This is a genomic window from Paractinoplanes rishiriensis, assembly GCF_016862375.1.
In the GTDB taxonomy this organism is placed as follows: Bacteria; Actinomycetota; Actinomycetes; order Mycobacteriales; family Micromonosporaceae; genus Actinoplanes; species Actinoplanes rishiriensis.
Genome location: NZ_BOMV01000125.1, coordinates 1 through 21,051 on the forward strand (window position 1 = coordinate 1; position 21,051 = coordinate 21,051).

Consider the following 21,051-nt stretch of genomic DNA (forward strand, 5'->3'; position numbering starts at 1 on the left):
TGTGCTGACGTCACCGTTCTCGATCCGCATGACCTTGCCGAGCGACCACTCCATTCCGTCGGCCACTTCAAGCTGAGTCAGATCGGCTTCGTCGCGCACTTTGCGCAGTACAGATCTGTTCTGCCCCCGCCGTATTGCGGGTGGATTGACCTACGGTCCGAAGACTCCGCGCCGTTTCGCGCAGCGTCGCCGTCGGCCGCAGCTTACTTACCGTCGCTGCTCGACTGGCGTGAAGCCTATGGCTTCTCTATTGCTGCTGGCTGTCCATGAACGCGGTACAACCCCCGGTACTTCCTCACTCAGAGGCTCACTGCATCTTAGAGCCGGAACCATGCCTCGGCGGGGAGGGTCACTCTTGCAAGCGACATTAGCCTCAGCTCGTCAGCTCCTGAACATCCTCGACCGAGATCTGCCTCGCCTTCAGCGCATCGACGCCTACGTGCAGGGCCGCCACGACGGCCCGTATATGCCGCCGCAGGCCGACGACGAGTACCGGCTGCTCGCCAAGCGGGCCATCTCCAATTGGATGCCGCTGCTGGTCGGCACCCCGGCCCAGGCACTGTATGTCGACAGTTTCCGGCGCGGCTCGACCGCGACCACGCAGCCGGCCGACCAGCCGTTGCCGGAGTGGCGGCACTGGCAGAACTCGCGCCTGGACGCCCGGCAGACCAGCATCCACCGCGGTGCCCTGGCCTACGGTCACGCGTTCACCCTGACCGAGAAGACGGCCCGGGGTGTCCGGACCAAGGGTCTGTCGCCGCTGCGCACCGCGGCGCTGTACGAGGACCCGGCCAATGACGACACCCCGTACGTCGCGTTGACGGTCACCCGCAAACCTGCTGACGACCTGCCTGGCCTGGCCCGGATGTGGGATGGGAGCACCGAGTATCGGGTCGCGTTTGTGTCGTACCGCGACGCGGACAAGGTGACCGTTGCTCAGGTGGGCCGGCACGGCGCGACCGAGTGCCCGGTGACCCGGTTCGCGGCGGCTGTCGATCTGGAGGGCCGCACGGTCGGTGTGGTCGAGCCGATGATCCCCTTGCAGAACCGGATCAACCAGTCCGTGTTCGACCTGCTCGTGGCGCAGACGTACGGCTCGTTCAAGGTGCGGTGGGCGACCGGCATGGCCCCACCGCTGCTGATGGAGCCGGTCCACGCCGCCGAGAACGACCCGACCAGCGAGGTGGTGGACTGGCGGCCCAAACTCGGGCCGGACGGCAGGCCGATCCCGGCGCCGATCAACATCAACGCGAAACGGTTCCTGTTCGCCGAGGACCCCGAGGTCAAGTTCGGCACCCTCGACGAAACCCCCCTCGCAGGGTTCATCGCCTCCATCGACATGTCCATCCGGCACCTGTCCGCCGTCTCTCAAACCCCGCCGCACCATCTTCTCGGCCAGATCGCCAACCTCAGCGCTGAGGCGCTGCTGGCGGCGGAGACCGCGCTGAGCCGCAAGATCGAAGAATTCCGGCGGATGTTCGGCGAGGCGTGGGAACGGGTGTTCCGGCTCGCCGCGGAACTCGACGGCAACACCAGCTCCGCGCAGGATCTGGCCGGCGAGGTGATCTGGCGCGACATGGAACTCAAGAGCCTCGCCCAGTCCGCTGACGGGCTCGGCAAGCTCGCCGAATCCTTGGGCATCCCCAAACGCGGCCTCTGGTCTCGAGTTCCCGGGGTCACCCGCACCGAGCTGGACGAGTGGGAACGGCTGCGCGAGGAGGACGACGCAGAACTCCAGCTGGCGCAGGCGCTCAACCGCGCCACGCCCGACCCGGCATCGTTGCCGGTCGCGGCATGAGTGCGGCCCGCGATGCTGAAGCCGAGACCGCGTCGACCGCTTATCAGGTCGCCCTGGCCCGGCTCGGTGTCGCCACGGTCGCCGACGCGCTCGCGCTGTGGCAGCACCTTCCAGCCCAGCGCGCTCCCGCCGTGACGGCAGCGTGGCTGCGCGCTGCGGTGCGGATCGTGATGACCCGCCGCGGCCATGCCCGCGACTTGGCGATGGCCTACTACCGCCTGGTGCGGGCGTTGCGGACCGGCCGCACCATCGCCGACCCGTACCACCCCGATCCGGCGCAGGTGACCTTGGGCATGCTGCGCCGCGAGTTCGCGGCCCTCGCCACACCCGCGACAGCAGCCCCGACCACGGCCGCACAACCCGATCAGGCAACGCCAGCGCCAAGCCGGACGCTGACCGAGGACCCGGAACCGTCGGACGACGACGCCGACCGGGTCCTGGTGGAGGAGATTGAAAGCCTGCGACAGGAGGCGGAGCGCCGGGAGCGCGACGCCGAACGCGAAGCACAGATCATCCTCGACCAGCTCGGCCCGGCCCTGCTCGACCGCAAGACCCGCGACCTCGATCCAGGTGCGCCGGCCGGGCAGGTCGACGCCGCCCGGCGGGACACGCACGCGCAGGCTGGCGCCCGGCAGGCCGCCGCCGCGGAACGCATCGCGCTCAACGGTGCCAGGAGCACCGAGTGGGCCACCGCGCAGTCCGATCGGCGGGCACTGGGCTACATCCGGGTCTCGCAGTCCGGCACCCCGTGCGGCTGGTGCGCAATGTTGATCTCCCGCGGCGCGGTCTACAAGACCGCGGCGAGCGCCGAGTTCTCCGACGGCGACAAGTACCACGACAACTGCCACTGCGTCGCCGAAACCATCTTCACACCCGAGCAGCTGACCTCAGCCCGCTACGCCCTCAACCGCGCCTACGGCCAGCAATGGCCGCAGGTCACCGCGGGGCTGTCCGGCAAGGCTGCGCTGCGGGCGTGGCGGCGCTTCATCCGTCAACAGCAAGCCTCGGAGGCGCCTACGTGAACCCCGAACCCAACACCACCACACCCACCGCGGCGGGCAGTGCCGCGGCGGCCCCACCGCCCGCCGCGACGCCACCGGCGCAGACCACCAGCGGTGAGCCGGCCGGTGACCTCGCAGCACTGCCCGACTGGGCGCGGGAGCAGATCACCCGGGCCAACGCGCAGGCCGCGAACTACCGCACCCGGCTACGCGACGCCGAACAGCGACTCGACGGCGCGAAGACCGCCGACGACTTCAAGCAGGCAGTCGCCGAGGTCAAGGCCGACAACAACCGACTCGAACACGAACTGCTACGCGAACGCGTCGCCCGCCGCTTCGAGCTGCCCGACGACCTCGCCGCCCGGCTTCAGGGCAAGACCGCTGAGGAGTTGGAAGCCGACGCCAAGGCATTGCAGAAGTACGCGACACCGGCGCCGGCTGCGCCCGGAACCCTGGCCGGCGGGCTCGACCCGACCGACGACGGCGACACCGAAACCGACCCGCGGGAACTGGCCCGCCGCTACGGCGGCCGGCGCCGCTAAACGATCATCAGATCGGGTGATTGAACATTCCAGCCGCTTGGAGCATGTCGATCACAGCCCTGGCGGCCTCCTCCTTGGTGGCGTACGTCGTGGAGAGTTCAGCGGCATGACTTTCCTCGGTGGTCCGCCGGCCTCGGCCCGACCACTGGCCGCTAGCTCGCTGATAGACGTAGCCGACGTGGTAGCCGCCGAGCGTGTGAACTTCATCGACCCTGTTCGTAATCCGCCTGTCGGCCATCTGTTTCCCCTGGTAGAAGCGCCTTCCACCACGGATATTGCCATCTACCCAGTCGGTCTGGTCCTAAATCGATCCATCCGAAACCGTCCCCGGACACGTCGTCTCGGCGGCGCCAAGGGGTCTTTTGTGTCCGGAGGCATAGTTGGCAGAACATCAGATCGTTAAGCCAGAGAAGCTGGTCGCTACTGCGGTCGGCATGCTGGAGCAGGAACTGGTCGTCCCGAACCTGTTCCAGAAGCAGGGCGTCGACCAGTTTAAGGGCGCCGACAACGACACCATCAGCGTCCCCGTGGAAGGGGTGCTGCCGTTCCACGACTACGGCTGGCGTAACGACCGTTCGCAGCCGATCCAGTTCGACGAGTATCGCGAGCGCAAGATCGCGGTCACGTTCGGCGGCAACGTCTACTCGGCGGTGAAGCTGACCGACGAGCAGAACGACTTCGACCTGTCTGAGTGGGGCAAGCTGCTGCGCCCGCAGGTCAAGGCCGTCGCTCGGGGTCTGTCCCGGCGGGCGGTCAACACTCTGACCGGCCAGGCATACTCCGTCGTGATCGGCGGCGCGGAGGCGAACCTGCGCGGGGCGCTGACCGAGGCCCGCCGGGTGCTCAACAAGTTCAATGTCCCGGATGGCTCGCGGTACCTGCTGGTCGGTTCGGACTTCGAGTCGGCGCTGCTCAACGACGACCGGCTCAACCTGGCGCAGTTCGTCGGCGACGGCGAAGCCGAGTCCGCCCTGACCACCGCCACGATCGGCAACCGGCGCGGCTTCCGGATCATCGTCAGCCAGGAAATCCCCGCCGACACCGCGTACGCGTTCGCCACCAGCGCGTTCATCTTCCTCTCCGGCGCCCCGTCGGTCCCGCAGTCCGTTCCGTACGGGGCAACCACGTCCTTCGAGGGCATCGCGCTGCGCTGGGTCCGCGACTACGACCCGCTCTACATGCAGGACCGCTCCGTGGTGAACACCTACGCCGGCTTCCGCTCCGTGACCGATGTTCTGGTCGGCTGGGACGAGACCGCGCAGTCCGAGGTCGTGTCCACCGGCGAGCACTTCGTGCGCGGCATCAAGCTCACCCTCGACGGCGCCTCGGTCTACCCGCCCGCGTCGAGCGAGCTGGCCACCATCACCGGGATCTCCGACGCCGCGCCGTGGCCGCGCACCACGTCGGCCGTCGCCGCGCAGACCCGAACCCGGCGGTCCAACGCGGCGTAGGGAGGCGAGCGCTTGGAACCCCTCGCGACGCTGGCCGAGCTGAAGGAGCGCCTGGACTGGGTGCTCGACCCGGACGAGGAACGGCTTGCTGCCAGCGCCCTTGCCGACGCCTCGGAGGAGGCCCGGATGCACGGCCGGGACTGGACGCCTGAGCACGTGCCGCGGCCGGTCAAGACGATCGTGCTGAAGGCGTGCGTGCGCTACCTGCGCAACCCCGACGGCTACACCACCTCCCGGGCCGGCGACGAAACCGTCACCTGGTCCGACCGCGGCGACCCCGCGGCAGGCGCGGTCTCCTTCACCCGCGACGAGCTCGCCCTGCTGCGCGAGCTGGGCGGCATCCGCGCCGGGCTGGTGTCCGCCCCGATCACCGCTTGGTCGCAGCGTCGGCATCGCCCGGGTCCGGGCTACGTGCCGGTGCCGGGCAGCCCCAACTCGCCATTCCCGTTCTTTGCCGATGAGGTCGAGCCCTGGTAACGCGGGTTCGACATCAAGTCACCCCGACTTGGTTGGCTAGTTTTTTGAAACTGTCCCGCTCTCATCGGAGACTGGAATGAACCAGTGAGATTTTTTTTTGAAAAGCGGCGCACTGGCCCATCCAACGGCACCCGACACCAGCGCCACGGCCACAAGCAGGCAAAGCTGCGTGGTTGTTGGGGGTTGCGAGTAGCCCGCCGCGATCTTCGCCGCCTCGTTAAGCGCGTGCACCGATCCAAATCCAGCCGCGAACACTAGGCGGCGACGATCGATGCGACGACGGGACATGAATTAACTGTACGACCCCAACGCAAAGGAGGCGCCCATTGAGCGGCTTCCAGCGTCGTCGGGGGCAGCCCGCCAGGATCTGGAAGACCACCATCGTCGTCGACAACCGCGGCAACGAGGTCGCGGTTCCCGACGCGGACGGCCCGCACGAGGTCCGGGCCGCGTTCATCCCGCAACGGTCCGCGCGGGCCGAGGTGCCCGGTCAGGCGCAGATCAACGTCACCCGGATGATCGTCGCCGCGAACCTGCCAGACGTGTCGTTGTGGTCGCGGGTCGAGTGGCAGGGGCGGCTGTGGGATGTGGTGACGCCGCCGGCCTACCACCACGGCACCCGCCATACCCGGCACTGGTCGATCGACATTAGGGAGCGTCCCTGATGGCCGAGATCTACCGCAGCACCAACCGGCGGCTCGCGAAGAACGCGGAGGTGCAGGCCGAGCTGGAGCGCCGCGCGTTCGAGGTCGCCGCCCGCGCCGAGGTGGAGCTGATCCGGCATCGGCAGGACGGCAACGCCGAGATCGACATCGAGCACGGCCGCATCGACTGGTACGTGATCCTTTCCGACGAGCGCGGCCAGAAGGCCGCCCTGTCGATCGAGTACGGCCGGGTCGGCTACACCGATCCGGAAACCGGCGAGTCGTGGGGCGCCATGGAGGGCCTGTTCATCCTGCACCGCGCCGCGCACCTGTCCCCGAAGTCCCGGGCGAAGATCCGCGTACCGCTGCCCCGCCGACGCAAGCGGGGCCGGCGGTGAGCGGGCTGCCGGCGCACATCCGCGCGATGGTCGAGCTGAGCCCGGTGGAAGACCTTCTGCTCGCGCTGCTGCGCGATGTTCTAGCGCCGGTGAGTGTGCAGTCGCTGATCTGGGACACCCAACGCTTCCCGCTCGTGCTGGTCCGCCGGCAGCCGTCCTTCGGCGAATGGCTCGGGGATCCGCGGTTCCTGGACTCGGCCGACATCGTCATCCACACCTTTGCCGAGGACCCGAACGGTGACGAGGACGCGGCGCTGCTGGCCGAAGCGGTCCGCGTGTGCCTGCGCGACGCGTGGCTGCGCAACCGTTCGGTGCCGCAGCGCGGCCATTTGTCCCGGGTGACGATGACCTCGGCGCCGCGCCGGGCCACCGACTGGGCGACCGCGACCGGCCCGGTGCAGTACGCCGACCTACCTACCGGCGTGTGGCGGTACGAGACCTTGTACCGCATCGCGGTCCGCAAGCCGCGCGTGCGGCCCTTCCCCTGACCTAATCTCCGCCCCGCCTCACCCTGTCCGCGGCTGTGGGCGGGGTGTCTGGCATGCCCTTTTCGAGGAGCCCGTACGTGATCAATGATGCGGCCACGCTGGTAATCGGCAGTGGCAACTACTTCACCGCACCGACCGGGACCGAGTTCCCGGCGGATCTACTCGCCCCGGCCGCGCCGTGGGGCACCGTCGGGCACACCAGCCTGGAAGACATCTTCGGCATCACGTCCGAGGGCGGCGAGCCCACCACGCTCGGAACGCTCCAGAACAAGACGTTGCGCACGAAGTACTCGGCGCGCACGGAGACGATGACCTGGACGCTTCAGCAGTTCGACGTGGACGGTCTTCGGCTTTTCTACGGCGCGAACGCGCCGCTGCTGCCCAACGGTCTGGTGGGTGTGCCGGCCGAGCCGCAGCCGACGGTGTGCGCCTTCCTGGTGATCTTCGTGGACGGCGACAACCACTTCGGCTTCTACGCGCCGAAAGCGGAAATCTACCGGGCCGACGACCTTTCCGCTTCGGACACCGAATCGCTTGCCGGCCTGCCCCTGGGCGTGAAGCCGATGATCCTCGGCAGCAACGCCTGGACCTATGCGGTGACCCCGCTCGGCGGAACACCCGCCGCAGACGCGGAGGAGGAAGGCTCGGTTTCGTCTTGATGCCGCGGAATTGAACGCAGACGATTGTCCAGCGTGGCTCTTCACCTACTGCCAACGCTGGACACCGTGCTGAGGCCACGACCTCGCCTGCATCAGGATTGGCCGCTAGATGGCCGTCCTAGCCTTGCTGCGTAAGTAGTTGGGAAACCCTTGATCAATCGCGTCAGGGGTCGACGACTTCGGGATCGTCAGTTCGAGGCAATCCATCATCATTGGCCTCGTACTCGAACGTGAATCGGACTATGCCTGCGGCAAACTCGATCTTGGACCTGCCCGTCCGCTCCTTAAGCTGTCTCACCGTGTACCAGCTCAGGAACGTCAGGCAAGCAAGGAACGAGAGAAGGGCCGCGACGAAAGTCGCGGGCGCCTCCACCGTGGGTTGTCCTAGAAGCTGCGACTTGGCTGCATATCAGCCACCTTGGTAGGAGTGACGGGTGATTGAAAGCGCAACGTCTACCTTGCGGGCCGGCCCGCGAATACGTCGAACGGCGCTTCGCTCGGCTTCGAGTTACCGCATGAGACTCCAAATTTCGTTATTGTCTCTCGCGATTCATCTGCCGGAACGGGGCAAGCCGGACGGCGCCTAGCTGTAGCTTCAAGTCACCACCTGCGGAGGCCTTCGGTATTCACACGGAACGCTCGGTGAGCCAGCGTTATGAGCCCGGGTTTGCCCGTCGGCAGCCAATGTGGGGGTTTCCTGTGAGCTAATGCGATTTTAGCATGCTGCCTCCACGTGGTTAAGGGGCCAACTGGGACTGGAGCCCGTTTGTCCCAATTCGGCACCATTGACGAAACATTCCCACTTCCTTTGCCAAAGTAAGGAGGCTTGATGCCGTCATTTAGCTTGGATGACATTCGGTGTGCCGCCGAGGCCAAGTACGGCTCGACCGACATCGACCTCGGCTCGCGGATCGTGAAGCTGCTCAACCCGTTGCGGCTGCCGAAGACGCGTCGGTTGGCGCTGGTCGCGGTGCAGGAGAAGCTGAACACCGAGGGCGCCGACCAGGAAGCCCTTCTCTCGGAAGCGCTGACACTGGTGGCGGAGTCCAGCCCGGCGGCCAAGGCACTAATGAGTGCGGTCGGCGATGACCTGGCCGTCCTCGTCGAGATCTTCGCTCGCTACAGCGAGGGCACCCAGGCGGGGGAAGCCTCGCCCTCTGCCGGCTGATCGACGACTACGGCGAGGGCCTGTACCCGGACCTGTTGGCGTACTACGGCGTCGACCTCACGCAGGTGATCGCCGGCCACGGTCCGGCCCCGTCGCTGGTTCTCGCGCTCGCGCAGAGGCTCCCCGACACCTCCTTGACGGTCGCGCTGGCGGCGGGCGGCCGGCAGCACTTCGGGTGGGGCGTCGACCGGCACCTAATGGCTGATGTCTTCGACGCGGTCAACCAGAACACCCGCGCGACCGGCCATTGGGCCAAGGGCAAAGCGCCCACCATCCCGGCGTGGCCGCGCCCGAAGCCGGCCGGCCCCGCGGCCGATCCCTCACCGCGTCGGCCGGTCACGGTCGCCGATCTCTACCAGCGTTTCCAGCGGAGGTGACGGCATGCCTGAAGGGCAGGTGATCGGCCGGATCGCGGTGAAGGTGTTGCCGGACACCGACGATTTCCGCCGCCGCGCGCAGAAAGATCTCGACCGCATCGAGAAGCAGCTCCAGGTGCGGGTGCAGGCGAAGATCGATCTCACCTTCGGGCTGCGCGACGCGCTTGTCGAGTTGCGGCGCATTAATCAGGAGAACCGGGTCTCTGACGGCCGTAAGCTGCGCCTGTACTCCACGATCGCCACCTCCACCATGGACGCGGAGATCACCAAAGCCGTCCGCAAGCTCCAGGAAAAGGCGGACGGCCGGAAGATCCGCATCGACGCCGAACTCGTTGGCGCGGTCATCGTGACCGACCTCGACCAGGAGTCGCTGCGCAAGGTGGAGCGTGACCTGCGCCGCTGGGCGGACGACATTAGCCCCCTCACCGTGCGGGTCGAGCCGCAGATGGCACCCGGCGCGGGGGCCGGGGTGTCGGCCCGGCTGCGCATGTTGACCCGGCCCCGCACGGTGCAGATCCTGCCCACGGTCAACCCGGGCGCGCTGGCCAGTGCGGCGGCTGCCCTGTCGGCGTTGTCCGGGGCTCGGGTGATCACCGGCTACCTGCGCGACCTGTGGCGGATTATCCGCGACCTCGACAAAGCGACGCCGATCATCACGGCTCTGACCCTGGCGGTGGCCGGGCTGGGGGCGTCGGGGATCGCGTCCGCGTCGAACCTGGCCGCCCTGTCGGCCTCCCTCGCCTCGATCGCGCCGGTCGTGCTGGGCCTGCCCGGTCTGCTCGGCGGCCTGACCATCGGCATCGGCGCGACCGTCGTCGCGTTCCGCGATTTCAACACAGTTCTGCCCGAAGTCAAGACCCAGCTGTCCGCGCTGGCCGAGTCGATGTCGGCCACTTTCTGGACGGCCGCCGAGCAACCCATCCGCCGCCTCGTCACCACCCTGTTACCCGCCTTCTCGGCGGGCATGACCAAGGTCGGCGCCGACCTCGGACAGTTCTTCGGCGGCCTCGCGACGGCCTTGTCCGGCGCGCTGGACGGGGCCTTGGCGGGCATGTTCGCCGACCTGTCCGCCTCGATCAGCATCGCCACCGGCGGCACCGCGGCGCTGGCCAACATCATCAAGGTCCTGGGTGAGGTCGGCGCCGGCTACCTGCCCCGGCTCGCGCAGTGGTTTACCGACATCGCCGGCCGCTTCGACGCGTGGCTGTCCGCGGCAGCCGCCGACGGACGCCTCACCGGGTGGATCGATACCGCCCTCGTGGCGCTCAATGACCTGGGCACCGTCCTGGCGTCGCTCGGCCGGATCTTCGCCGGCATCGCGTCCGCGGCGACCGCGGCGGGCGGCTCCACCCTGGCCAGCCTCGCCGACGGCCTCACCCGCGTCGCCACTGTGGTCAACAGCGCCAGCTTCCAAACCAGCCTGACCGGGGTGTTCGCCGCCGCGCATCAGGCCATGACCCTGATCGCTACCCAGTCCGGGCCGGCCGTCGAAAACCTGTTCACCCAGCTCGCGAGCACATTGCAAACCGTCCTGCCCCTGGCCGGGCAGGCCATCGGCCTGCTGCTGGACAGCGTCGCGTCCGCGCTCGCGCAGCCGGCTTTCCAGCAGGGCCTGATCGATCTGTTCACCGGCATCCGCAGCTGGGTCGCCGGGCTGGCCCCGGCGATCGGCCCAGTCGGTGCCGCATTGGGTGCGCTCGGCTCGGTCGTCGGCACCTTCGTGGCCGTCCTCGGCCCAACCCTGGGCACGGTCTTCGCCGCTCTGGCGGATGCAGTCACCACGTTGGCGCCCGCGCTGCAACCACTCATCCAGGTGTTGGGTGGCGCGCTCGACGGGATCATGACCGCCCTCGCGCCAGTGATCGGTCAGGTCGCCACGGCGTTGAGTTCACTGATCTCCGGCGGACTGGTGCCAGCACTGGTAACAGCGTTCACCGGGCTGACGCCAGTCCTGTCCGCGGTGGCCGGTGTGCTGAGCACGGTCCTGGTAACCGCGCTGAATTCACTGGCACCGCTGTTGCCGGTCATCGCCGGTCTGATCGCTGCGATTGCGCCGGTCATCGCCCAGATGATGAATTCACTCGCGCCGATCATCGGGCAGCTGCTGGGCGCGGTGGCGCCGGTTCTTGGCGTCATCGTCCAAGCGCTGACGCCGCTGATCACGATGCTGCTCCAGCTCGTGACCTCCGTCCTGACACCGCTGCTGACGGTGCTGGGTGAGGCTGTCGCCGGGGCGCTGCCCGGCCTGGGTGACGCGTTCGCGCAGGCGGCGACCGCGTGTCAGCCGCTCGTGCAGATCATCCAGGAAGTCGTCGAGTTGCTGATGCCGTTTCTGGTGCCGGCGATCCGGTTCGTCGCGACGACGTTGCTGACCAACCTGGTCGCCGCCATCAAGGCCGTGGTGGAGGTGTTCACCGCTGCGGTGCGGATCATCCGCGGGGTGTGGGACATCTTCGCCGGCCTGTTCACCGGCGACTGGTCCCGGGTGTGGGGCGGCATCAAAGACGTGTTCGGCGGCGTCTGGGACGCCATCACCGCCGTCCTGTCGTTCGCCTGGGGGGTCGTGAAGACCACCCTGTCCAACGGCCTCGCGTTCTCCAAAGGGCTGTGGTCATCGACGTGGGACAGCATCCGTTCCACGTTCACCGACGTGTGGGACGCGATCACGTCGGCCGCGTCGGGCGCGTGGAACGCGGTGAAGACCGCGTTCGTGACCGGCGTCGGCAGCGTGTTGGCGACGGTGCGGGGGTTGCCCGGCAAGGCCAAGGCGGCACTGGGCAACCTGGATGACCTGCTGGTGAACGCGGGTCGGCAGCTGATCCAGGGGTTCATCGACGGCATCACCGCGATGGTCGGCAAAGTCAAAGGTGTTCTCGGGAACCTGACCGCGAACCTGGCGGATTGGAAAGGCCCCGCCACCACCGACCGCACCCTGCTGAACAGCGCAGGCCGGCTGGTGATCGACGGGTTCATCGCCGGAATGGAATCGCGGTACGCGGCGGTGCGTAAGAGCCTGGCCGGGCTCACCGCGACCGTCGCAGCGACGACCATCGGTCCACCGGCGGTCGCCGGGTTCGACTCCTCGGCGCTGGCCGGGCACGTCACGAACGCTCTCGCGACAACCGGCGGGAGTGTGCAGAAGATTCTCAACTACTACGCGGCCCCGGGCAGCTCGATCGACAGCGAAGAAGACCTGTTCGCTGCGGGCAGCCGGGCCAGGATGGGCTGGTAATGCCGCACCTGCTCCTCACCAACCCGACCGACACCATCAACCTCGACGACATCCTGCACACCGGCACCGGGACGCAGGCCCTGTCCGGCGCCACCGGCCTCGGCCTTCCTCCGGTCAGCGCGCAGTGGATCGAAGGCGCCGGCGACGGCGCCGTATACCGGGGCTTGCGGCTACGGTCCCGGGACGTCGACCTGCCGATCCACCTGCTCACCCGCAACCGGCAAGAGCTGCAAGCGTTGCTCGGCCGGCTGGAGATGATGCTCGCCGAGCCATGTGAGCTGCGGTTCGTCGACGACGACGGCACCTACTGGTCCACGAGCGTGGCGTGGCAGGGCGGCGGCGGGTGGACCTACGGCGTCGACACCACCGGCACCCGCGATCTGACCACGGTGGTCACGGTGCGGGCCGGGTCACCGTACTGGACCTACTCGCGAACCTTCACTCAGCGGATCTCCAACGCGGGCGGCGGACGCGGCCTGCTCGCCGGCAGCCTTGTCAGGTTGCGGGTGTCGCCGTCGCAGGCGATCGGCACCATGCGGCTGGACAACGGGGCGAGTACCGCGCCTGCGTACCCGGTGTGGACGGTGCACGGCCCCGGTACCACCTTTACCGCGGTCAGCCCGGCCGGGCAGCGGCTGCGCTGGACCGGCACCCTGAGCGCCGGGGAGATCCTGACGTTGGACGCCCGGACCGGGACGGTCGTCGACAGCAGCGGCGTGAACAGGTATGCCGAGCTGGCCGCGGCGCCGCGGTTCTGGCCGATCCCACCCGGTGTCAGCACCGCGGAGGTGTCGCTGGAGAACACCACCACCGCGTCCTCGATCACGTGTAGTTGGCAGCCTCGACGGCGGGTGGTGATCTGAATGCGCCTGTCGGATGTCACCGTCGAAGTCAGAACCAAAAATCTCGAGCGGGCCGGGCTCATCCGGCCGGAAGACCTCGACCTTGCGGTCAGCGATGTGTTCAACAACGTCGGCACCTGGACCATCAAACTGCCGTCCGAGCATCCGCTTGCCGGGGTGCTGCGCACGCCGGGGGCGGGGATCATCGTCACCGGCCCGACCGATGTGCTGATGAGTGGGCCGGTGATCACACCGGAGAACGCGGCCACCGCCACCGACCCGGCCGGCACCCTCACCATCACCGGCGTGTCCGACATGATCCTGCTCGCCGACACCCTGGCCTGGCCCGACCCCGCCAACCCCGACCCCACCCGGCAGACGGTCGCGTACGACACCCGCACCGGGCCGGTCGAAACCCTGATGCACCAGTACGTCGCGGTCAACCTCGGCCCGGCCGCGCCTCCGGTGCGCCGCACCGCGGCCTTACCTGCCGCGGTCGTCTTGGGTGTCGACGGGGGGCGGGGGCCGATAGTGACCAAGAGCGCCCGGTTCCCGGTCCTCGGGCACCTGCTCGCCGAGTTGGCGACGGTGGCCGAGCTAGGGTTCCGGATGGTGCAGCGCGGCGACCGGATCGTGTTCGAAACCTACCCGGTCGTCGACCGTAGCCGGCTGGTCCGCCTCGACATCCGTAACTCCACGTTGGCCGGGCACAAGGTCGCGACCTCGCCGCCTCGGGTTACCCACGTTTTGGTGGCCGGGCAGGACGAAGGGGTGCAACGCCAGTTCGTGCTGCGCACCAACCCGGCCGCCGCAGCGGCGGAGGTGGCGTGGGGGCGGCGGATCGAACGGTTCGTCGACCAACGCAACACCGACAACCTCACCGAACTGGAACAGGCCGGTGATGAGGTGCTCGCCGACGAAGGATTCGCCGCCCTGGCGGTGCAGGCCGTGCCGGCCGAGGACAGCAGCATGCCGTTCGGGCCTTCTTGGGGGTTGGGGGACAAGGTCACCGTCGTCGTCGAAGACCAGGAACTGTCGTCCACGGTGACCGGGTACACGCTCAAGGCCGACCGTGACGGGTTCCGGCTCGGCGCGCTGATCGGCGACACCACCGGCTTCGACCCGCAAACCGCGCTCGCCAAACGCGTCACCAGCGTGGAAACGCGGGTTTCGCAGCTGGAACGCAACGCCGAGTCCAACCCGGCCGGCCTGCGCATCATCCCGTCGGGCTCGCTGGCCGGTGACGCCGGCCCCGAGCACTACCCGCCCGGTGAAACCCTCATGTACTTGAGCCCGGCCGTCGCCGAGGCCGGCAACTGGCACTTCCGCAACACGTGGGGGTACGTGCGCACCACCGGCGACGGCGGCAACGACGTGTACCAAACCTTCGCGACCATCTCACCCGGCCCCGGCCAGCGCACCGAGTATTGGATCCGCTCTGCAAACGCCCCCGCCGGCTGGTCACCATGGCGGCAAATCGTCATGCACGACGAAATCGACTAACCACACCCCTCACCGCCCTTTCGGCGGCGGGTGTTCCGTCCTGCCCGAAAGGCAACCGCAGTGCCTATCACCTCCTATCCCTTCGACGGTCAGGACACCACCGAGACCCAGTACAGCCTGCTGTTCCGTGAACTCCAGGACACCGGCATCGCCGACACCTACGGCGGACCCAGCTTCCAGGTGTCCGCCACCGGCGCCGGCATGACGCTGTCCGTGCAGCCGGGCTTCGCGATCCTGCGCGGCCATGCGGTCTCGTCGACCGCCGTCGAGACGGTAACCCTGCCGGACGCCGGCACCAGCTCCCGGCAGGACCGGGTCGTCCTGCGACTGGACCCGGCTGCCAACAGCATCGGCCTGGCCGTGCTGCAAGGCCCGGACATCGGCCAAACCCAAACCGACACCGGCATCTACGAAATGTCCCTGGCCATCATCACCGTGGACGCGAACGTCACCGCCATCGACGCGGGCAAGGTGTTCGACGAACGCCGCTACGCAGGCTCGCACGTCGGGATCTGGACCACCAACCTGCGCCCGGTCCACCCACGCCGTGGCCGGCTCGGCTGCAACACCACCACCGGCCGCTGGGAGTACTGGACCGGCACCGCCTGGACCGACCTGATCCCCGGCACCGCCGACAACACCACCCGCTGGAACGGCTACACGCTGACCGTCTCGACCAGCACACCGTCCGGCACACCCAGCCCGGATCGGATCTGGATCCAGCCGACCAGCTGACAGGAGGCGGCTGATGGCGATCACCTGGGGCTCCTACAACGGTCACCTGCGATTCGGCATCGACCTGTACACCAGCACCCCGTCCGCGTCGAGCACCACCGTCACCCTCACCGTGAAGCTCTACATCCAGGTCGACGACACCTGGAACTTCGACGACGAACAAACCTGGCGACTGTCCGGCACCAACGGCGGGTCGGGCAGCTTCCACAACAACCTCGACAACAACAACTCCCGACAGCTCTACTCGAAAAGCTTCGCCGCCGGGATCGACTACGACGGCGGCCCCACCTACACCTACACAGCGTCGCTGTCGGGCGCCTACAACGGCGCCGACCCCACCCACTCCCGCTCGATCACCCTGCCCCGCCGCCCGGCGTCCGCACCGAGCACACCGGGCGCTCCGTCGGTCGGCTCGATCACCGCCACCACGGCCACCGCCGCGTGGTCGGCGCCCGCGTCCAACGGGGCGGCGCTCAACGGTGCGGGCGGGCAGGTGTCGCGTAACTCCGGGTTCACCGATGTGATCCAAAGCTGGAGTAGCGGGTGGGCGACCAGCCGCGCCCTGACCGGCCTGCCGAAAGGCACCGTGCTGTATGTGCGGGTGCGGGCGGGCAACAGTGTCGGCTGGTCGAGCTGGTCGGGGAGCAGGACGTTTACCACCCTCACCACTGCCCCTTCCGCGCCGGGCACACCGGCGATCAGCGCGATCGGGCCGACCTCGGCCACCGTCGCCTGGAGCACACCAGCCGACCCCGGCGGCACGGCCATCACCGGCTACCAGATCCAGCGGGCCACGACCGCGGACTTCGCCGACAGCACCACGGTCACCGACGCCGGGTCGCCGGTCACGCTGACCGGGCTGCTGCCGGGCACCACCTACTACGTGCGCGTCCGCGCGGTGAACGCGGCCGGGCTGGGTGCCTGGTCACCGGCCGCGGACGTCACGACGCTGTCCGGGGTCAAGGTCGGCGACGGCACTGGATGGGGGGACGCGATCGTGTGGGTCGGTGACGGCACCCGCTGGGTCCTCGCGCAGATCAAGACCGGCACCGGAACCACCTGGAGATGATCACCCTGTTCACTGCCGCCCTCGAACCCAGCGTGCAGGCGGCCGTCGTCACGGCCATCGGCGCCGTCCTGGTCGCACTGGTCGGCATCGTCCTGGAACTGCTGCGCCGCAACCACAAGCGGCTCGGCAAGGTCACCGACCAGGTCGAGAACAACCACACCAGCAACCTGCGCGACGACGTCGACCAACTCCTCGCAGGCGTCGACCAACTCCTTGCCGGCCAGCAGGCCCAAGACTCACTGCTGCGCGAACATACCCGCGACATCAACGGCCTGCGCGCCGATCTTCGCCACGAACGCGCAGAACGCCTCGACGTCGAACGTCGTGTGGAGGAAGTCCGACGGGATCGTCATCGCTGACGCGGGCCTGCGACCGCGTCGAGCGCCAACCGTCGACCACGCACTTGACGATCCACATGGCTGCCACAGCGAGCGTTTTCCAACTGAGTTTGCGCAGCTGGCGGCGCGTTCAGGGGGTGGGTTGCGAGGCCGGGTGAGGCTCCCGGTAAGACAAGCAATCGACCAAGAAAGATGCCCCTCCCGGGAGCCTCGTTGCTGTCTTACCCTGCCGCGATCCCGCTGTCCACCCGATCGCTGAACCACCTCGCCGAACTGATCCGCACCCACCGCCACCAGCGTCGGTCCCACTGGCGTCGCCTCGAGCCCGGCCGCCAAGCCCTGCTCGCGCTGGCGCACCTGCGCAACGGCGACACGTTCACCCGTCTGGCCGCCGGCTTCCAGATCGGCGTGGCGACCGCCTGGCGCTATGTCCGAGAGGCGATCATCCTGCTCGCCGCTACCTCCGATGACCTGCAAACAGCCATGAACAGGATCCGTCTGCTGGCCTACGCCATCCTCGACGGCACCCTGATCCTTATCGACCGCGTCCACCACCAGAAGCCGTACTACTCCGGGAAACACCGACGCCACGGCATGAACGTGCAGATCATCGCGGACGCCGCAGGCCGACTGGTCTGGGCCTCGGCGGCCCTGCCCGGCTCCACCCATGACCTGACCGCGGCCCGCACCCACGGCATCATCGCCGCGCTGACCCGCGCCGAGGTGATGACCTTCGCGGACAAGGCGTACCAAGGTGCCGGCGGCACCGTCCGCACGCCGTTCAAACGCCACCGCTACCGGCCGAAACTGTCAGCCCGGCAGAAGGCGGTCAACAAGGCCCACGCCCGCATCCGCGCCCGCGGTGAACGCGCTGTCGCGACCCTGAAGACGTGGAAGCTGCTCGCCAAGCTGCGTTGCAGCCCTTCTCGGACGACCGCGATCGTGCAGGCCATCCTCGTACTGCACCACGTCGAGAACCCGATCCACCGAGGTTGAAAAACGCTCAGCGATGATCGCCGTATCTGTCAGCTTTTCCGAGAGCTGCCAATGCACGTGAGCAAGGAGGACAAGCGCTACCGCAGAGGCTCCCCCTACAAGATCCAACTTGATGATCATTCTTCCCTCGGTTGGGATCAATGGCGTCATGCGGCCCTCTCGGCGATCAACTAGCTGATGGCCCCAACGGCCATCAACGCTTCGACGAGCGACATCATGCCTCGTTCTCGCCGCCTTCGCTAACCGCGGACAATGCGGCGACTGTGACATGTCGTGACTGGACATGACTTCGCGGGAAGCGGGCCTTTTGAATGTCCAGCTCAGCGCCTCGATGTGCCAAATATCAGCCTCAGGCACACGCCTGACCAGGGCTTTCTACCCCAGAGATGGGAAAGTCCACTACACCGTGGGGGGTATTAAACCGAGGCTGGTAGCGCATTTCTACACCGACGCTCGGAAAGTCCACGACACCTTTGGGGGTATTAAACCGAGGCCGGTAGCGCATTTCTACACCGACGCTCGGAAAGTTCACTGCGCCGCGTCGGCTATTAAACCGACTCGGGTTAGGTGATGATTTCCGCTCAGGATTTCCTGATCGGAACACTGGCCCTGGTTCCCTGGACCGCGCTCCGCGTTCCGCGCTCTCAGCCAGACGGCACCTCAAGCAAATCCCTTCGGCCCCGCCACCAGCACACCTGGTGCCGGGGCCTTCGTCATGTCCGCACCAGGAAAGGACACCACCTGATGCCCACCAGCCAGAACGGTTGGTCCGCAGGCACGGTCGCCCAGATCGGCGGCCTGAACACCAGCTACGTTCCCGGCACCAAGGTCAAGCTGCCCCAAGGCGTCCGTAAGGGCGATGTGGCCACCGTCCTGCACTACGTCGCCGGCCAGTTCCACAAGACGGTCGAGCCGCTGCACGCGGGCTGGTGCTGGGGCTACGCCTACCGCAAGATCGAGGGCTCGTCTTCGCTGAGCAACCACGCCTCCGGTACGGCCATCGACCTGAACGCGCCGAAGCACCCGATGGGCGCCCGTGGCACCTTCAGTACGGCGAAGGTCGCCGCGATCCGCCGGATCCTCGCCTACTGCGAGGGCGTGGTGCGGTGGGGCGGCGACTACTCGGGCCGCAAGGACGAGATGCACTTCGAGATCGTCAAGAACGCCGCCGCGGTCGCCAAGCTCGCCAAGAAGATCAAGGCCGCTGGTTCGCCGGTCACGCCCGCTCCGGCTGGGACGATGTGCAAGGGCAAGCTGCGCCCGGTGCTGCGCCGTGGCTCCACCGGCGAACATGTCCGGTTCCTCCAGGCCATGATCGGCGCGAAGGTCGACGGTGACTTCGGCCCGGCCACCGAGGCGCGGGTGCGCTGGTACCAGAAGCTGCGCCGCATCGGGGTGGACGGCATCGCCGGCCCGCAGGTCTGGCGCGAGATCAACAAGATGTGACCCGACCTCCTCGCCACGACCCGCATCCACTTTGTACTGAAGGAGAAGACTTGCTCGTGACGTCCACCCGCGACGCCCGTCGCCGGACCATCCGCACCGCCGTGCAGGCCGCCGTGTCCGCGGCCGGCGTGCTGCTCGTTGCCCTGCCTATCGTGATGGCCACCGTCGAAGAGCACCTGCCCGCCGAGCGCTACGCCGCCCTGGCCGGCGTCGCCGCCGCGATCACCGCGGGCGCAACCCTGGTGACCCGGATCATGGCCTTGCCCGCCGTGATTGGGTTCATCGACACCTACCTGCCGTGGCTGTCGGCGTCCGAGCCGCCGCCGCACGCCGCGGACGGCGACGTTCCGGACGCCGACCGCTAGCCGCCCTGCGTGCCGGTGCCTGAGCGCTGCGCCGACCGGGCACCGGCCCGCAAACCCGCAAGGCAAGGGCTTTCCGCAACCCATCCCATCAATATCACGGTCAGTTACCTCCGCTGACCGTCCACCCTGTAATCGAACAAGTGTTCGAGTAAATCTCGGGAGTGGAGCCCGCCGCCGTGTGCGAGGGAGTTGCCGCAGGTCAGAGTACTGACTCAAGGGGTTTCATCGATGACGCTGACCGCTGGATGGGGGTCGACGGGTAATGAAGTTTGCGTACCGCATTTGGTTGACCTGGTAGCGGAGCGTCCGGTCTAATTACACGTTGACCGCTGCGTGAGGCGGGTCGCCGGGCGGGTCGCGAGGGGTGCGTGCATGGCCGCAAGGTCGAAGATCGTGGACCAACAAGAGGTCCTGCGTTGGTTCGACGAAGGCCGCAAGTACAAGTGGATGGTCGAGCAGTACCGCGAGCGGGGTATCGAGACCACCGAAGGTATGTGGAGCGAGTTCCGCAACCGGCACGGCCTTCAGCGGCGTAACGTCCAGGACGACTCGCTCATCCCGTGGCGGGTCCAGATGCGGCACCGTCTGGAGTACCCGGCGGTGATGCTGCGTCTGGAGGCCCGGCGCCGTCACGGCGGGAAGATCCGTCGTGAGGATCTCGGTCGGTTGACGAGTTGGCTGAAACGTCTCGACGAGGCCAAGGTGGTGATCGCCTACGACCCGGACACCGAGCGTGGTTTCGCTGAAGTGCCGCGCGAACCCGGCGATGTTGACATCGTGCGCGCCCCGAGTGGTGAGGCGGCCCGGCAGAAGCGGGCCGGCCACCGCAAGGGCGAAGAGGTCTGACGTTTCCGCAGCGTAGAGCCCTCCCCGGCCCCTCGTTTTGGGGGTGGGGTTCATCCTTTCGGCCGCGTAGTGATCGTCGTTGCGGTGGCATCGCTGTGATGGTGGCGATACGAGCTGCACACCGCGGGGGATCTTCACTACTTTGGATGGCTCGATCCCATGGCGGTGCGGATCGAATTTTGCGGCATCCCGCAAGGCATCCGTCTGCGATGTGGTGTCTCGGGGTGGCTCACCGTTCGCCGTAGCCCCGGCGACATGATCGTCCCCCGGGGCATTGTCCTCATCGGAGGTGAACCAGGGGAATGCGCCAGATCGACTCCGACAGCGCCACCCCACCCGACGAACCAACGGCCCCACCCGCATTGGTGCGGCTGGTCAGTGATCCCGACCGCTTCGAGTTTTACATCGAGGTCCAGCCCGGCTTCAGCGAGGCCGACTACGCGCGGGTATGCGCCGAGTGCGAGCGGCTAGGTTTCGTCGCGTTCGATTTCGACGAAACCGATCTCGACGAGTGCGGCGCCGAGGAGATCGAGGCCACGCTGGACGGCGAGACGACGCGGGTGATGCTGCGCCCGACCGATCCGGCCATCAAAGCGTTCAATCCCTTGTGAACGGGGGATTCCCGCGGCTCGTCACGAACCCGAAGGGAGCACACTGGCATCACCTCTGATCACTC

24 protein-coding genes are annotated in these 21,051 nt (G+C 67.7%); 22 read left to right on the forward strand and 2 right to left on the reverse strand.

Features of this window, described 5'->3' with window-relative positions:
* Positions 1 to 355 precede the first annotated feature (355 nt).
* From Ari01nite_RS48115 to Ari01nite_RS48125, 3 genes are read left to right on the forward strand one after another with little or no spacing between them, the layout of a single operon-like run.
* Positions 356 to 1,798 (forward strand): phage portal protein, encoded by a 1,443-nt coding sequence (locus tag Ari01nite_RS48115; RefSeq protein ID WP_239163678.1) that lies wholly within the window; start codon positions 356 to 358, stop codon positions 1,796 to 1,798.
* Complete coding sequence (locus Ari01nite_RS48120; RefSeq protein ID WP_203791306.1) at positions 1,795 to 2,820, forward strand: VG15 protein; 1,026 nt, start codon at positions 1,795 to 1,797, stop codon at positions 2,818 to 2,820. Before Ari01nite_RS48115 ends, Ari01nite_RS48120 begins: the two co-directional genes overlap by 4 nt.
* Positions 2,817 to 3,341, forward strand: a complete 525-nt coding sequence (locus tag Ari01nite_RS48125) for a hypothetical protein (RefSeq protein ID WP_203791307.1) — start codon at positions 2,817 to 2,819, stop codon at positions 3,339 to 3,341. Before Ari01nite_RS48120 ends, Ari01nite_RS48125 begins: the two co-directional genes overlap by 4 nt.
* Positions 3,342 to 3,348: 7 nt before the next feature.
* Here Ari01nite_RS48125 and Ari01nite_RS48130 read toward each other — a convergent pair whose 3' ends face one another.
* The gene (locus tag Ari01nite_RS48130) at positions 3,349 to 3,579 is read right to left on the reverse strand and encodes a hypothetical protein (protein WP_203791308.1); all 231 of its coding nucleotides are present in this window, start codon (positions 3,577 to 3,579) and stop codon (positions 3,349 to 3,351) included.
* Positions 3,580 to 3,775: 196 nt separating this feature from the next.
* Between Ari01nite_RS48130 and Ari01nite_RS48135 the strand changes: the two genes are divergently transcribed.
* Together Ari01nite_RS48135 and Ari01nite_RS48140 are read left to right on the forward strand one after the other, a co-directional pair.
* Entirely contained in the window at positions 3,776 to 4,792 is a 1,017-nt protein-coding gene (locus Ari01nite_RS48135) for a phage major capsid protein (protein WP_203791310.1), read from the forward strand.
* Positions 4,793 to 4,804: 12 nt separating this feature from the next.
* A complete protein-coding gene (locus tag Ari01nite_RS48140) occupies positions 4,805 to 5,269 on the forward strand; it encodes a hypothetical protein (RefSeq protein WP_203791311.1) in 465 nt (154 codons plus the stop codon).
* 36 nt (positions 5,270 to 5,305) lie between these two features.
* Here Ari01nite_RS48140 and Ari01nite_RS48145 read toward each other — a convergent pair whose 3' ends face one another.
* Positions 5,306 to 5,557, reverse strand: coding sequence for a hypothetical protein (locus Ari01nite_RS48145; protein WP_203791312.1), 252 nt, complete (start codon positions 5,555 to 5,557; stop codon positions 5,306 to 5,308).
* 38 nt (positions 5,558 to 5,595) lie between these two features.
* Here Ari01nite_RS48145 and Ari01nite_RS48150 point away from each other — a divergent pair, with 38 nt between their 5' ends.
* The 17 genes from Ari01nite_RS48150 to Ari01nite_RS48230 all read left to right on the forward strand — a co-directional run bounded on the left by Ari01nite_RS48150 (position 5,596) and on the right by Ari01nite_RS48230 (position 20,986).
* Positions 5,596 to 5,934 (forward strand): phage head completion protein, encoded by a 339-nt coding sequence (locus Ari01nite_RS48150; protein WP_203791313.1) that lies wholly within the window; start codon positions 5,596 to 5,598, stop codon positions 5,932 to 5,934.
* The gene (locus Ari01nite_RS48155) at positions 5,934 to 6,311 is read left to right on the forward strand and encodes a DUF5403 family protein (RefSeq protein WP_203791314.1); all 378 of its coding nucleotides are present in this window, start codon (positions 5,934 to 5,936) and stop codon (positions 6,309 to 6,311) included. Before Ari01nite_RS48150 ends, Ari01nite_RS48155 begins: the two co-directional genes overlap by 1 nt.
* Entirely contained in the window at positions 6,308 to 6,799 is a 492-nt protein-coding gene (locus tag Ari01nite_RS48160) for a hypothetical protein (RefSeq protein ID WP_203791315.1), read from the forward strand. The genes Ari01nite_RS48155 and Ari01nite_RS48160 overlap by 4 nt, the downstream gene beginning before the upstream one ends.
* A 53-nt stretch (positions 6,800 to 6,852) precedes the next feature.
* The gene (locus Ari01nite_RS48165) at positions 6,853 to 7,458 is read left to right on the forward strand and encodes a phage tail tube protein (protein ID WP_239163679.1); all 606 of its coding nucleotides are present in this window, start codon (positions 6,853 to 6,855) and stop codon (positions 7,456 to 7,458) included.
* A gap of 844 nt (positions 7,459 to 8,302) precedes the next feature.
* Positions 8,303 to 8,626 (forward strand): phage tail assembly protein, encoded by a 324-nt coding sequence (locus Ari01nite_RS48170; protein ID WP_239163680.1) that lies wholly within the window; start codon positions 8,303 to 8,305, stop codon positions 8,624 to 8,626.
* A gap of 35 nt (positions 8,627 to 8,661) precedes the next feature.
* The gene (locus Ari01nite_RS48175; protein WP_239163681.1) at positions 8,662 to 9,003 is read left to right on the forward strand and encodes a hypothetical protein; all 342 of its coding nucleotides are present in this window, start codon (positions 8,662 to 8,664) and stop codon (positions 9,001 to 9,003) included.
* Positions 9,004 to 9,007: 4 nt separating this feature from the next.
* On the forward strand, positions 9,008 to 12,235 hold the full coding sequence (locus tag Ari01nite_RS48180) for a phage tail protein (protein ID WP_203791319.1): 3,228 nt from the start codon (positions 9,008 to 9,010) through the stop codon (positions 12,233 to 12,235).
* Complete coding sequence (locus Ari01nite_RS48185) at positions 12,235 to 13,098, forward strand: phage distal tail protein (RefSeq protein ID WP_203791321.1); 864 nt, start codon at positions 12,235 to 12,237, stop codon at positions 13,096 to 13,098. The genes Ari01nite_RS48180 and Ari01nite_RS48185 overlap by 1 nt, the downstream gene beginning before the upstream one ends.
* Positions 13,099 to 14,580, forward strand: a complete 1,482-nt coding sequence (locus Ari01nite_RS48190) for a Gp37-like protein (protein WP_203791323.1) — start codon at positions 13,099 to 13,101, stop codon at positions 14,578 to 14,580.
* 60 nt (positions 14,581 to 14,640) lie between these two features.
* On the forward strand, positions 14,641 to 15,315 hold the full coding sequence (locus tag Ari01nite_RS48195; protein WP_203791325.1) for a hypothetical protein: 675 nt from the start codon (positions 14,641 to 14,643) through the stop codon (positions 15,313 to 15,315).
* Positions 15,316 to 15,328: 13 nt separating this feature from the next.
* The gene (locus Ari01nite_RS48200; RefSeq protein ID WP_203791327.1) at positions 15,329 to 16,384 is read left to right on the forward strand and encodes a fibronectin type III domain-containing protein; all 1,056 of its coding nucleotides are present in this window, start codon (positions 15,329 to 15,331) and stop codon (positions 16,382 to 16,384) included.
* Positions 16,381 to 16,743 (forward strand): hypothetical protein, encoded by a 363-nt coding sequence (locus Ari01nite_RS48205; protein ID WP_203791329.1) that lies wholly within the window; start codon positions 16,381 to 16,383, stop codon positions 16,741 to 16,743. The genes Ari01nite_RS48200 and Ari01nite_RS48205 overlap by 4 nt, the downstream gene beginning before the upstream one ends.
* Positions 16,744 to 16,935: 192 nt before the next feature.
* Positions 16,936 to 17,718 (forward strand): transposase family protein, encoded by a 783-nt coding sequence (locus tag Ari01nite_RS48210; RefSeq protein WP_203791331.1) that lies wholly within the window; start codon positions 16,936 to 16,938, stop codon positions 17,716 to 17,718.
* A gap of 744 nt (positions 17,719 to 18,462) precedes the next feature.
* Positions 18,463 to 19,164: a M15 family metallopeptidase gene (locus Ari01nite_RS48215; protein ID WP_203791333.1), complete on the forward strand. Its 702-nt coding sequence runs from the start codon at positions 18,463 to 18,465 to the stop codon at positions 19,162 to 19,164.
* Between the two features lie 56 nt (positions 19,165 to 19,220).
* A complete protein-coding gene (locus tag Ari01nite_RS48220) occupies positions 19,221 to 19,529 on the forward strand; it encodes a hypothetical protein (protein ID WP_239163682.1) in 309 nt (102 codons plus the stop codon).
* A 333-nt stretch (positions 19,530 to 19,862) separates the two neighbouring features.
* Entirely contained in the window at positions 19,863 to 20,375 is a 513-nt protein-coding gene (locus tag Ari01nite_RS48225; RefSeq protein ID WP_203791337.1) for a hypothetical protein, read from the forward strand.
* A 302-nt stretch (positions 20,376 to 20,677) separates the two neighbouring features.
* Entirely contained in the window at positions 20,678 to 20,986 is a 309-nt protein-coding gene (locus tag Ari01nite_RS48230) for a hypothetical protein (protein WP_203791339.1), read from the forward strand.
* Positions 20,987 to 21,051 lie beyond the last annotated feature (65 nt).